The following is a 12,405-nucleotide window of genomic DNA, read 5'->3' as shown; positions in this document are numbered from 1 at the left end:
TTGTCGGTGCGCCCCGTTACGCTCACTCGCATGGCTCTCCACACGTCCGCAGAGACCCCGGCCCCGGTCGGTCAGGTCTCGCGGCTGATCGGCGACTGGATCGGGAGGCTCGGTGACATCTGGGTCGAGGGGCAGATCACCCAGCTCTCGCGGCGCCCCGGCGCGGGCGTCGTCTTCCTGACGCTGCGCGATCCCGCGCAGGACATCTCGCTGGGCGTGACCTGCTACCGGCAGGTGTTCGACGCGGTCGCCGACGTCGTGTCCGAGGGCGCCAGGATCGTGGTCCGCGCGAAACCGGAGTGGTACCGGCCGCGCGGTCAGCTCTCGCTGCGGGCCGTGGAGATACGGCCGGTGGGGGTCGGGGAGCTGCTGGTGCGGCTGGAGCGGCTGAAGAGGGAGCTGGCCGCCGAGGGCCTGTTCGCGCTCGACCGCAAGCGGCCGCTGCCGTTCCTGCCGCAGCTCGTGGGGCTCGTCACGGGGCGGGCCTCGGCGGCCGAGCGGGACGTGCTGGAGAACGCGCGGCGCCGCTGGCCCGCGGTGCGCTTCGAAATCCGCAACGTCGCGGTGCAGGGCGTGCACGCCGTCCCGCAGGTCGTGGGCGCGGTACGGGATTTGGACGCGCACCCGGAGGTCGACGTCGTCGTCGTGGCGCGCGGCGGCGGCAGCGTCGAGGACCTGCTGCCCTTCTCGGACGCCGGGCTGGTGCGGGCGGTGGCCGACTGCCGTACGCCGGTGGTCTCGGCGATCGGCCACGAGCCGGACTCCCCGCTGCTCGATCTGGTCGCCGACGTCCGGGCCTCCACGCCCACCGACGCGGCCAAGCGGGTGGTGCCGGACGTGGGCGAGGAGCTGGAGCGGGTGCGGCAGTTGCGGGACCGCGCGAGGCGTACGGTCACGGCGCTGCTGGAACGCGAGGAGCACGGGCTGCGCGGGGCGCTCACGCACGCCGCCTTCCGCGATCCGCACACCATGATCGCCGGCCGGGACCAGGAGATCGAGGCGGAGATCGGCCGCGCCAGGCGCACCGTGGGCCACCTCCTGGACCGCGCGGAGTCGGAGCTGGCCCACACCCTGGCCCGGGTCGTCGCCCTCTCCCCCGCCGCGACCCTGCGCCGGGGGTACGCGGTGCTCCAGCGCCCGGACGGGGCGGTGGTCCGCTCGCCGGGTGAGGTGCTCGACGGCGAGGAGCTGCGGGCCCGGGTGTCCGAGGGCGAGTTCACCGTCCGCCACGTACCGGAGGGGTGAGTGGTCCGGCGGCGCACGACACGGGCGCGCTCCCGGCGGTGGCCTGAGCCACGGACCGGTGGAGCGGTGGAGCAGGCGGGGAGCGGATGGCGACGGACAGCGGGGACGGCATGGACAGCGTGACGAAGGTCGAGGAGAGGGACGGCATGAGCGAGGACACCGGCCGGGAGGGACGGGCCGCCCTGGGGTACGAGGAGGCCAGGGACGAGCTGGTGGCGGTGGTCCGCCGCCTGGAGGCCGGCGGCGCGACGCTGGAGGAGTCCCTCGCGCTGTGGGAGCGCGGCGAGGAGCTGGCCCGGGTGTGCCGCACCTGGCTGGAGGGCGCCCGAGCCCGCCTGGACGCGGCCCTCGCGTCCCCCGAGGGCGAGCGGACGTCCGCGTCCGGGAACGGCGAGCGGGACGCGGAGGCGGGCGAGGAGGCCGAGGACGACGGGGAGGGCTGAGGCGCGCCCCGCACGAATGGGGCCTCAGCCGCGCGGGGCGCGGCGGAGCGCCGCGGACTCGGGCGGGCCGGGGCGGCCCCGGCGGACCTGGCCGCGGGAGGACGGGCCCGGCGAACCCCCGCACGGACCTGGGCGGGAGGAGGACCCCGGCACGCCCCCACACGGACCTGGGCGGGCGAGGAGGGCCCCATGGGGCCCGGCCGGGACGGAGGCCCCTGCGCCCCCGCAGACGCGGGCGGGCGGGCGGGCGCGAACCGGCCCCAGCGGACCCGGCGCGGACCCGGGCGGGCGCGAACCGGCCTCAGCCCCTCCCGCCGGGACGGAGAGCCCGGCGGACCCGGCCGGCAACGAACGCCCCCGACGACCCGGCGGGTACCGGTCGGACGGGCCCCATGAGCCCCCGCGGACCCGCTTCCCGGGACCCGGCGGGGCCCGGACCTGCGACTCCGGGTGTGGATCTTTCCACACCCGCCCTTTGTTGAAGTTTAAACGTAATCGTCGTACCGTCGGTTTGGTCGGCGGATCGGAAGACCCGCGGACCCCGATCCACCCCCGCACGAAAAAGGGTACGACTCCACATGTCTCTCGTTCTTGACCCCGCCGCCCAGGACCTGCTGTTCCGTGAAGCCCGGACGGCCAACTCCTTCACCGACGAGCCGGTGAGCGACGAGCAGATCCAGGCGGTATACGACCTGGTCAAGTTCGGCCCGACCGCGTTCAACCAGTCGCCGCTGCGCATCACCCTGGTCCGCTCGGCCGAGGCCCGCGAGCGGCTCGTCCCGCTGATGGCCGAGGGCAACCGGCCGAAGACCGCCTCGGCCCCGCTCGTCGCGATCCTGTCGACGGACAACGAGTTCCACGCCGAGCTGCCCCGCCTGGTCCCGCACGCCCCGGGCATCGCGGACATGTTCTTCTCCGAGCGCCCCGTGCGTGAGCAGGTCGCCCCGATCAACGCGACCCTCCAGGCCGGTTACTTCATCATCGGCGTGCGCGCCGCCGGTCTCGCCGCCGGCCCGATGACGGGCTTCGACTTCCCGGGCGTCCAGAAGGAGTTCCTCGACGAGGACCACTCCCCGCTGATGATCATCAACATCGGCAAGCCCGCCGAGGACGCCGCGCCGTTCCCGCGCCTGCCGCGTCTGACGTACGAGGACGTCGTCAAGACCGTCTGAGCCGGTCGCCCGCGCCCCCCGGCCGGGGGGTGATCCGCGGCACCACGCCCCACGAGTGGCCCCCGGGACCCCCGGGGGCCACTCGTCGTACCCGGACGCCGCGGCCCGCGCCTCAGCCCCCGCGGCGTCCGGGACGGGCCCCGCCCCCCCGCACGACGAACCCCGTCCCTGTATACGGACACGCCCTTCCGGGCCGGGCCCCCCGGCGGAACACTGGCGCCAGGAGCACCACGTGCCAGGGAGCTGATCATGAGCACTGCTTTCGACCCGATCGAGCTGGGCGGCGTCCGGCTGGCCAACCGCCTCGCCATGGCCCCGATGACCCGCAGCCGGGCGTACGGGCCGGGGGGCACGGTGACCGGGCTGACGGCCACGTACTACGCGCAGCGGGCCGGCGCCGGACTCATCGTCACCGAGGGAATCCAGCCCTCGGCGGTCGGCCAGGGCTACCCGGACACCCCGGGCCTGCACTCGCCGGCCCAGGTCGCGGCGTGGCGGCAGGTCACCGAGGCGGTCCACGCGGCGGGCGGGCGGATCTACGCCCAGCTCATGCACGCCGGCCGGATCGGCCACCCCAGCCTGCTGCCGGACGGACTGGTCCCCGTGGGCCCCTCGGCGGTCGCCGCGAAGGGCAGCGTCTACACGCAGGACGGGCCGCAGGAGTTCGGCCCGCCCCGGGAACTCGACGGTCCGGGCGTCGAGGCGACGATCGAGGACTTCGCCGGGGCGGCCCGCAACGCGATCGACGCGGGCTTCGACGGGGTGGAGATCCACGGGGGCAACGGTTACCTCGTCCACCAGTTCCTCGCGCCCAACGCGAACCTGCGCACCGACGAGTGGGGCGGTTCGCCCGCCGCCCGCGCCCGCTTCGGCGTCGCGGTCGCCGAACGCGTCGCGGCGGTGATCGGCGCGGACCGTACGGGCTTCCGCGTCTCGCCCGGCAACCCGTACAACGACGTGGCCGAGACCGACCCGGCGGACCTCGACGCGACGTACGCGGCCCTGGTCGCCGGTCTGGCCCGGCTGGACCTGGCCTACCTGCATCTGGTGGAGAGCGCCGACCGCGAGCTGACCCACCGGCTGCGCAAGGACTGGCCGGGCGTCCTGGTCCTCAACCCGTTCACCCATCCCGCGCACACCGGCCCGGAGGCGCTGGCCCTGGTCGAGGAGGGCCTCGCGGACGTCCTCGCGTTCGGCGCCCTGTTCCTGGCCAACCCCGACCTGCCCGAGCGCCTCGCGGCCGGCGGCCCCTTCAACACGCCCGACCGGCGCAGCTACTACGGCGGCGACCACCGCGGCTACACCGACTACCCCCGCCTGGGGGAGACGGGGTGACCGCGCGGGTGCCGGGGCGCGCGGCCCGTGCCGTCCCCGGCCGCGCACCCCGGCGTCAGGGCGCCACGGCTCCCCGCGTCACGCCGCCTTCGGCTCCGGGGCCTTGTCCGTGCTCAGCGCGGCGGCGAACTCCTCCAGTTGCGGGAAGGAGGCCGACCCGGTGACGACCGTGGTGGACCCGCCCTCGCGCAGCACGAGGGCGTCGTACGTGTCGCCCTCGTACCGGGCCCAGGACTTCCCGCCGACCTCGGCGGCGCCCGGGGCCTCGCGCGCGCCCTGGGTGACGTCGTCGACGAACTTCGCCGGGTCCCGCGTCGACTGCTCGACGGCCACGTACTTGCCCTCGGGGTCGAGGTAGCCGAGGTGCCAGGCGTCGCCGTCCGCTCCCCGGTAGCGCACCGAGGTCGGCTTCCAGTCCTTCGAGAGGCCCCGGGGCGCCGCCACCGGGTAGGCCGCGGCCCGCTGCGCCGTCAGCAGCTCGACCCGGTAGTCCACCCGCTTGACCGGGTCGTGGTGCTCGTCATGGGGGACGAAGATGTAGATACCGGCCGCGATGGCGACGATCACGCCCAGCGACAGGATCATGTCCCGTACCGTCTGTCTGCCCTTTTTCCCTGCCACGGTCCCATGGTCTCAGGCGGAGGCCGCGCTCATCCGTGGGCCCCCGTGCTCATATTGTCGTACTACGGATAAAGTCGGAGGCAACCCTCGTCCGGCCGTCCGTCCACGTTCAACGCCTCCGGCGGGTGCTCCGTCCCGGCAGGACGTGGCGGCCGCGGCCGCCCCGCATCAGGAAGGTGCGTCCCGATGTCCGATCACCAGCACGATCACCATCTCCCGGCCCCGCTGGAGGTCTCGCCGGAGGCCCCGGACCGCAACCTCGCCCTCGAACTCGTCCGGGTCACGGAGGCCGCCGCGATGGCGGCCGGCCGCTGGGTGGGGCGCGGGGAGAAGAACGGCGCGGACGGGGCGGCCGTCAAGGCGATGCGCGCCCTGACCTCCACCGTCACGATGAACGGCGTCGTCGTCATCGGGGAGGGCGAGAAGGACGAGGCGCCGATGCTCTTCAACGGCGAGAACGTCGGCGACGGCGGCGGCCCCGAGTGCGATATCGCGGTGGACCCGATCGACGGGACGACGCTGTGCGCGAAGGGCATGCCGAACGCGATCGCCGTCCTGGCCGCGGCCGACCGGGGGACGATGTTCGACCCCTCGGCCGTCTTCTACATGGACAAGCTCGTCACGGGTCCCGAGGCCGCCGACTACGTGGACATCAACGCGCCCGTCGCGGTCAACATCCGCCGCGTGGCGAAGGCGAAGCACTCCGCGCCCGACGACGTGACCGTGATGGTCCTGGACCGCCCCCGGCACGCCGGCATCGTCAAGGAGATCAGGGAGACCGGGGCGAGGATCAGGTTCATCTCGGACGGTGACGTGGCCGGCTCGGTGATGGCGGTGCGCGAGGGCACCGGCGTCGACCTGCTCATGGGGATCGGCGGCACCCCCGAGGGCATCATCAGCGCGTGCGCGATCAAGTGCCTGGGCGGGGTCATCCAGGGCAAGCTCTGGCCCAAGGACGACGCGGAGCGCGCGCGGGCGCTGGACGCGGGTCACGACCTGGACCGGGTCCTGTCCACCGACGATCTGGTCTCCGGCGACAACGTGTTCTTCGTGGCGACGGGCATCACCGACGGCGAACTCCTGCGCGGCGTGCGCTACCGCTCGGAGACGGCCACGACGCAGTCCCTGGTGATGCGCTCGAAGTCGGGCACGATCCGCCAGATCGACTCGACCCACCGCCTGTCCAAGCTGCGCGCCTACAGCTCCGTGGACTTCGACCGGGCCAGCTGAACCGGCCCCCTCCGGCGCCCTCGGACCTCGTGCGGGGGCGCCGGGAGGGACGCCCCTCCGTCCGCGCGGGGAGCGGGCAGGGCTCAGCCCGCCGCCGCGACATGCCGCGGGGATTTGCCGATCTCCAGGTCCCGGCGCCTGCGGCGGGCCAGCAGGACGCGGCGCTCGGCCGCGGTCAGCCCGCCCCACACGCCGTACGGTTCGGGCTGGAGCAGCGCGTGTTCGCGGCACTCGACGCGGACCGGACAGCCCGCGCAGACCCGCTTCGCGGCGTCCTCCCGGGACAGGCGGGCGGCCGTGGGCTCCTTGGAGGGGGCGAAGAAGAGCCCTGCCTCGTCGCGCCGGCAGACGGCCTCCGTATGCCAGGGCGAGTCCTGATCTCGCTCCGGCACCGGTACCCGCTGTGCGGGAACTGCGGCTACCTGCAGGGACTGACGCGGCGAATCCAGCACGGTCTACTCCTGACGACGGCTTCGCGAGCGAGAGACGATGCAGCAAGCTCTACCCGCTGTACGCACGCCTATGCACTGAGTGCACCCGCTCCCCGCCGCGCGGCACCCGTCCCGGCCGCCGCGCGGCCCGCCCGTACGGAGGCCGCCGCCCCCGGCCCTCGCCTAATGCCCCAGGTGCTTGCGCAGCTGCCGGCTGAGGTCGCGGACGATGCGGCCGCGCTTCGGCTTCGCCTCGATGTTGCCGAGGACGGCGAAGCCCTGGACGTGGACGACGGGCGCTCCCTGGTCGCGGGACTCCAGCGTGTCCACCTCGAAGTTGCCGAGGACGCCGCTGCCGCTGCCGCGCAGGGTCACGTTCTCCGGGACGCGGACCTCGACGTTGCCGAAGACCGAGACGGCGTACACGACGACCTGCTGGTGCTCGAACAGGGCCTCGCTCAGGTCGATCTCGATGTTGCCGAACACGGAGTACGCGCTGACGCGGGCCGGCACCCGCCAGCGGCCCTTGCGGGTGGAGCTGGAGAGGACGGCGACGAGCTTCTCCTCGGTCCCCGGGTACCCGGCAGGGGCCGGCCCGGCCCCGGGGCCCGCCGCGGGGTGCCCGGCGCGCGGGAGGTCGTGGACGAGCGGCTCCAGCTCGGCGAGGGTCTTGGCGCGGTAGACCGCGTCGACGCGCTCGCCGTGTTCCTCGGCGGTGAGGCGGCCCTCGGCGAGCGCCTCGCGCAGGATGTCGGAGAACCGGTCCCGGTCGGCGTCCGAGGCCCGCAGGGCGGGCGGCGCCTGGGCGGGAGGCGCGGCGGTGGCGGGCGGCTGAGGGCGCTTTTCGAGGTCCACCGGCCCAGCGTACCCAAACGCGATAGATCGCGACCAGAGGCGGTGGCCGGGCTCTTCGCGGACGAGGGGCCCCCGCCCTCTCGCCGGCCCGCGCACTGAGCCTTACCTCACAGCGGCGCCCCGCGCCGTACGTTCTACGCTGAAAGGCGCTGCCAAGGCAGGCACGCCGGGCCGGAGGAGTGGCCCGCAGACCACACGAGGAATGGCCACGATGCCGGAGTTCGCGTACACCGATCTGCTGCCCACGGGAGAGGACACGACGCCGTACCGGCTGGTGACCTCCGAGGGCGTGACGACCTTCGAGGCGGACGGGCGGACCTTCCTCAAGGTGGCTCCGGAGGCGCTGCGGACGCTGGCGGCCGAGGCCGTCCACGACATCCAGCACTATCTGCGTCCCGCGCACCTCGCGCAGCTGCGCCGCATCATCGACGACCCCGAGGCCTCCTCGAACGACAAGTTCGTGGCGCTCGACCTGCTGAAGAACGCCAACATCGCGGCGGCCGGGGTGCTCCCGATGTGCCAGGACACCGGTACGGCGATCGTCATGGGCAAGCGCGGCCAGAACGTGCTGACCGGCGGCGAGGACGAGAAGGCCCTCGCGCACGGCATCTACGACGCCTACACGAAGCTGAACCTGCGCTACTCGCAGATGGCGCCGCTGACCATGTGGGAGGAGAAGAACACCGGCTCCAACCTCCCGGCGCAGATCGAGCTGTACGCGACGGACGGCGGGGCCTACAAGTTCCTGTTCATGGCCAAGGGCGGCGGCTCGGCCAACAAGTCCTTCCTCTACCAGGAGACGAAGGCGGTCCTCAACGAGGGCTCGATGATGAAGTTCCTGGAGGAGAAGATCCGTTCGCTGGGTACGGCGGCCTGCCCGCCCTACCACCTGGCGATCGTGGTGGGCGGCACGAGCGCCGAGTTCGCGCTGAAGACCGCGAAGTACGCCTCGGCGCACTACCTGGACGAGCTGCCCGGGGAGGGCTCCCCGCTGGGACACGGCTTCCGGGACAAGGAGCTGGAGGACAAGGTCTTCGAGCTGACCCAGAAGATCGGGATCGGCGCCCAGTTCGGCGGCAAGTACTTCTGCCACGACGTGCGCGTCGTGCGGCTGCCCCGGCACGGCGCCTCCTGCCCGGTCGCGATCGCGGTGTCCTGCTCCGCCGACCGGCAGGCCGTAGCGAAGATCACCGCCGAGGGCGTGTTCCTGGAGCAGCTGGAGACGGACCCGGCGCGCTTCCTGCCGGAGACGACCGAGGAGCACCTGGCCGAGGACGGCGAGGTCGTGCGGATCGACCTGAACCAGCCGATGGACGACATCCTCGCCGAGCTGTCGAAGCACCCGGTCAAGACGCGTCTCTCGCTCAACGGCCCGCTCGTCGTGGCCCGCGACATCGCGCACGCGAAGCTCAAGGAGCGCCTCGACGCGGGCGAGGAGATCCCGCAGTACCTGAAGGACCACCCGGTGTACTACGCGGGCCCCGCGAAGACCCCCGAGGGATACGCCTCCGGTTCCTTCGGGCCGACGACGGCCGGCCGCATGGACTCCTACGTCGAGCAGTTCCAGGCGGCGGGCGGCTCCAAGGTCATGCTCGCCAAGGGCAACCGCTCGAAGCAGGTCACGGACGCGTGCGCGACGCACGGCGGTTTCTACCTCGGCTCGATCGGCGGCCCGGCGGCGCGCCTGGCGCAGGACTGCATCAAGAAGGTCGAGGTCGTCGAGTACGAGGAGCTGGGCATGGAGGCGGTGTGGAAGATCGAGGTCGAGGACTTCCCGGCCTTCATCGTGGTCGACGACAAGGGCAACGACTTCTTCACCGAGCCGGCCCCGGCGCCCACCTTCACGTCCATCCCGGTACGCGGCCCCGGCCTCGTCTGACCGCCGAGCGCCCGCCTCGCGGCCTGTGATCCCGGGGCCGCGGGCGCGTCTTGCCGCCCGTGGTCCCCGGCCGCCCCGGGACGCCGAGGAATAGCGTCCCGGGGCGGTTCGCTGCGTCCAGAGGGACCCTGGTGACAGACGGGGTACACCTTGATCGATACGGACAGCGGCGGGACGGCCTTCAGGAGGCAGACGAGATGACGAGCACACCGGCGGGCGAGTACCGCGTCGAGCACGACTCCATGGGAGAGGTGCGGGTGCCCGCGCACGCGAAGTGGCGGGCGCAGACGCAGCGGGCGGTGGAGAACTTCCCGGTCTCCGGCCAGCACCTGGAGCGGGCCCACATCCGGGCGCTGGCCCTGGTGAAGGGCGCCGCCGCCAAGGTCAACGCGGAGCTGGGCGTACTGGACCCCGGCATCGCGCGGGCCGTCCAGGAGGCGGCCGAGGAGGTCGCGGAGGGCCGCTGGGACGAGCACTTCCCGGTGGACGTCTTCCAGACCGGCTCGGGAACCTCGTCCAACATGAACACGAACGAGGTACTGGCGACCCTGGCGACGGAGCGGCTGGGCTCCCCGGTCCACCCCAACGACCACGTCAACGCCTCGCAGTCCTCCAACGACGTCTTCCCCTCCTCGATCCACATCGCGGCGACGGCGGCCGTGACCGAGGACCTGATCCCGGCGCTGGAGCACCTCGCGGCGGCGCTGGAGCGCAAGCGCGAGGAGTTCGCCCAGGTCGTGAAGTCGGGCCGCACCCACCTCATGGACGCGACGCCGGTGACCCTCGGCCAGGAGTTCGGCGGGTACGCGGCGCAGGTGCGCCACGGCGTGGAGCGGCTGCGCTCCTCGCTGCCCCGGCTGGCCGAACTGCCGCTGGGCGGTACGGCGGTGGGCACCGGGATCAACACGCCGGCCGGGTTCTCGCCCGCGGTGATCGCGGAGGTCGCGCGGGTCACGGGCCTGCCGCTGACGGAGGCCCGCGACCACTTCGAGGCGCAGGGCGCGCGGGACGGGATCGTCGAGACCAGCGGGCAGTTGCGGACCATCGCCGGGGGGCTCACGAAGATCGCCAACGATCTGCGCTGGATGGCCTCCGGCCCGCGCACGGGGCTGGCCGAGATCACGCTGCCGGACCTCCAGCCGGGCTCCTCGATCATGCCGGGCAAGGTCAACCCGGTGATCCCCGAGGCGGTGCTCCAGGTCGCGGTGCAGGTCGTGGGCAACGACGCGACGGTCGGGGCGGCGGGCGCGGCCGGCAACTTCGAGCTGAACGTGATGCTGCCGGTCATCGCGAAGAACGTCCTGGAGTCGGTGCGGCTGCTCGCGAACGTGTCGCGGCTGCTGGCCGACCGCACGGTCGACGGCATCACCGCGAACGTGGAGCGGGCCCGCGAGTACGCCGAGTCCTCCCCCTCCGTGGTGACCCCGCTCAACAAGTACATCGGCTACGAGGAGGCGGCGAAGGTCGCGAAGAGGTCCCTGGCCGAACGCCGGACGATCCGCGAGGTCGTCCTGGACTCGGGCTACGTGGAGCGCGGCGACCTCACCGTCGAGCAGCTGGACGAGGCCCTGGACGTCCTGGGCATGACGCACCCGTGAGCCGGCCGTCCCCCGGGCGGGGCCCCGTGAGGGGCCGCCCGCCCGGGGCCCGCCTCGCGACCGGGCCGGCCCCGTGCCCGCGTAAAATCCGCGCATGAGCCCACACGCCACCGGCCCCTGGCCGCCCGGCACCCAGATCCTGTGGCGCTACCGCGAGAACGGCGGCGAGCGCTTCCACATCTGCCGCCCCATGACGGTGGTTCAGGACACCGAGGAGTTGCTCGCGGCCTGGCTCGCGCCCGGCACGCGGTGCGTCAAGCCGGTGCTGGCGGACGGCACCCCCGTCCACCACGAGCCGCTCGCCACCCGGTACACGAGGCCACGCGCGCTGGCGCGCGACGAGTGGTACGGAATGGGTGTGCTGAAGGTGGCCCGTTGGGGTCAACCCTGGTCGGTGTGGCTGTGGTGGGAGGAGGACTGGCGCTTCGCGCACTGGTACGTGAACCTGGAGGAACCGCGGGTGCGCTGGTCGGGCGGGGTGGATTCGCGGGATCACTTCCTGGACATCGATGTCTACCGGGACCGTACGTGGCGCTGGCGCGACGAGGACGAGTTCGCGCAGGCCCTGGAGGACGGGCTGATGGACGCCGGGCAGGCCGCCCGGGTGCGGGAGGCGGGGCGGGCGGCGGTTGCCGTGATCGAGGAGTGGGGCTCCCCGTTCAAGGACGCCTGGCAGGACTGGCGGCCCGATCCGCGCTGGCCGGTTCCCGCTCTTCCGGCCGACTGGGACCGCCTGCCCGAACGACTGAGGGCATGAGACCCTTGCCCCGCCCCGGAGGTCGAAACGTAGGATCGTCCCTTGCGAGGCCGCCCGGTTCGGCGGTCGCGGTCTGGGGCAACACCCGGTACGTGCACGGTGGTTGACAGAATGTCAATGAGGGGCGGACGGTACGTGAGCGTGGGGTACGAGGGATACGGGGCCGGGGCACCGGACCGTACGGGCCAGGCCGAGGCGTTCGACGCCATCGGACGGCACTACGACGAGGCCTTCCCGCACAAGGAGGGGCAGCTCGCGGCGGGTGCCTGGCTGTCCGGCGAACTGCCGGCCGGCTCCCGGATACTCGACGTCGGCTGCGGTACGGGGCTGCCCACCGCGGGCGCCCTGGTGGCGGCCGGGCACGAGGTGACCGGGGTCGACCTGTCGCCGGGGATGGTGGAGCTGGCCCGCGCCAACGTGCCGGGCGCGACCTTCCTGCGGCGGGACGTGGCGGCGCTGCGCGCGGACGGCCCCGAGGGGCTCGGCCACTTCGACGGCATCACGTGTTTCTTCACCCTGCTGATGCTTCCGCGTACCGAGATCCCCTACGCTCTGTCCTCCCTGCGGTCCTTGCTGCGGCCCGGCGGGCTGCTGGCGCTGTCCATGGTCGAGGCCGACCTGGACGACGCGGGCATCCCGTTCCTCGGGCACGAGATCCGGGTATCCGGATATCTGCGCGAGGAGCTGCGCGAAGTCGTGGGCGGGGCCGGTTTCGAGATCCTCGGCGAGGACTCGTACGCCTACGCCCCCGCCACCACCGACGCCCCACCCGAGTACCAGCTCTTCCTGAACTGCCGACGCGCCTGAGCGCGGGGCGCGCAGCCCGGACGGACGGATTC

Annotated in this window: 12 protein-coding genes; 9 read left to right on the top strand and 3 right to left on the bottom strand. The window is 73.1% G+C overall.

Going from position 1 to position 12,405, the window contains the following annotated elements; genetic code table 11:
* Nucleotides 1-30 precede the first annotated feature (30 nt).
* From xseA to ACFYMP_RS03225, 4 genes are all read left to right on the top strand, one after another.
* Nucleotides 31-1,245, top strand: a complete 1,215-nt coding sequence (gene xseA / locus ACFYMP_RS03240; RefSeq protein ID WP_388849690.1) for an exodeoxyribonuclease VII large subunit — start codon at nucleotides 31-33, stop codon at nucleotides 1,243-1,245.
* Between the two features lie 146 nt (nucleotides 1,246-1,391).
* A complete protein-coding gene (locus ACFYMP_RS03235) occupies nucleotides 1,392-1,688 on the top strand; it encodes an exodeoxyribonuclease VII small subunit (RefSeq protein ID WP_388850956.1) in 297 nt (98 codons plus the stop codon).
* Nucleotides 1,689-2,266: 578 nt separating this feature from the next.
* A complete protein-coding gene (locus ACFYMP_RS03230; RefSeq protein ID WP_388849687.1) occupies nucleotides 2,267-2,860 on the top strand; it encodes a malonic semialdehyde reductase in 594 nt (197 codons plus the stop codon).
* A 249-nt stretch (nucleotides 2,861-3,109) separates the two neighbouring features.
* A complete protein-coding gene (locus tag ACFYMP_RS03225) occupies nucleotides 3,110-4,195 on the top strand; it encodes an alkene reductase (RefSeq protein WP_388849684.1) in 1,086 nt (361 codons plus the stop codon).
* A gap of 78 nt (nucleotides 4,196-4,273) precedes the next feature.
* On the opposite strand, the gene ACFYMP_RS03220 is transcribed toward ACFYMP_RS03225, so the two are convergent.
* The gene (locus ACFYMP_RS03220; protein ID WP_388849682.1) at nucleotides 4,274-4,816 is read right to left on the bottom strand and encodes a DUF4245 domain-containing protein; all 543 of its coding nucleotides are present in this window, start codon (nucleotides 4,814-4,816) and stop codon (nucleotides 4,274-4,276) included.
* A gap of 186 nt (nucleotides 4,817-5,002) precedes the next feature.
* Between ACFYMP_RS03220 and glpX the strand changes: the two genes are divergently transcribed.
* Nucleotides 5,003-6,046 (top strand): class II fructose-bisphosphatase, encoded by a 1,044-nt coding sequence (gene glpX, locus ACFYMP_RS03215; RefSeq protein WP_388849679.1) that lies wholly within the window; start codon nucleotides 5,003-5,005, stop codon nucleotides 6,044-6,046.
* Nucleotides 6,047-6,129: 83 nt separating this feature from the next.
* Here glpX and ACFYMP_RS03210 read toward each other — a convergent pair whose 3' ends face one another.
* On the bottom strand, nucleotides 6,130-6,498 hold the full coding sequence (locus ACFYMP_RS03210; RefSeq protein WP_388849676.1) for a WhiB family transcriptional regulator: 369 nt from the start codon (nucleotides 6,496-6,498) through the stop codon (nucleotides 6,130-6,132).
* A 162-nt stretch (nucleotides 6,499-6,660) separates the two neighbouring features.
* Nucleotides 6,661-7,332 (bottom strand): DUF1707 domain-containing protein, encoded by a 672-nt coding sequence (locus tag ACFYMP_RS03205; protein WP_388849673.1) that lies wholly within the window; start codon nucleotides 7,330-7,332, stop codon nucleotides 6,661-6,663.
* Between the two features lie 211 nt (nucleotides 7,333-7,543).
* Here ACFYMP_RS03205 and ACFYMP_RS03200 point away from each other — a divergent pair, with 211 nt between their 5' ends.
* The 4 genes from ACFYMP_RS03200 to ACFYMP_RS03185 all read left to right on the top strand — a co-directional run bounded on the left by ACFYMP_RS03200 (nucleotide 7,544) and on the right by ACFYMP_RS03185 (nucleotide 12,373).
* Nucleotides 7,544-9,211 (top strand): fumarate hydratase, encoded by a 1,668-nt coding sequence (locus ACFYMP_RS03200; RefSeq protein ID WP_388849670.1) that lies wholly within the window; start codon nucleotides 7,544-7,546, stop codon nucleotides 9,209-9,211.
* A 197-nt stretch (nucleotides 9,212-9,408) separates the two neighbouring features.
* Nucleotides 9,409-10,809: a class II fumarate hydratase gene (locus ACFYMP_RS03195; protein WP_388849667.1), complete on the top strand. Its 1,401-nt coding sequence runs from the start codon at nucleotides 9,409-9,411 to the stop codon at nucleotides 10,807-10,809.
* Between the two features lie 94 nt (nucleotides 10,810-10,903).
* On the top strand, nucleotides 10,904-11,566 hold the full coding sequence (locus ACFYMP_RS03190; RefSeq protein ID WP_388849664.1) for a DUF402 domain-containing protein: 663 nt from the start codon (nucleotides 10,904-10,906) through the stop codon (nucleotides 11,564-11,566).
* A 117-nt stretch (nucleotides 11,567-11,683) separates the two neighbouring features.
* Nucleotides 11,684-12,373, top strand: a complete 690-nt coding sequence (locus ACFYMP_RS03185) for a class I SAM-dependent methyltransferase (RefSeq protein WP_388849660.1) — start codon at nucleotides 11,684-11,686, stop codon at nucleotides 12,371-12,373.
* Nucleotides 12,374-12,405: the final 32 nt, after the last annotated feature.

Origin of the sequence: Streptomyces sp. NPDC007088, assembly GCF_042869355.1 — a bacterium.
In the GTDB taxonomy this organism is placed as follows: domain Bacteria; phylum Actinomycetota; class Actinomycetes; order Streptomycetales; family Streptomycetaceae; genus Streptomyces.
Note: the sequence above shows the minus strand (reverse complement) of the source record. Positions and strands in the feature narration are given on the sequence as shown.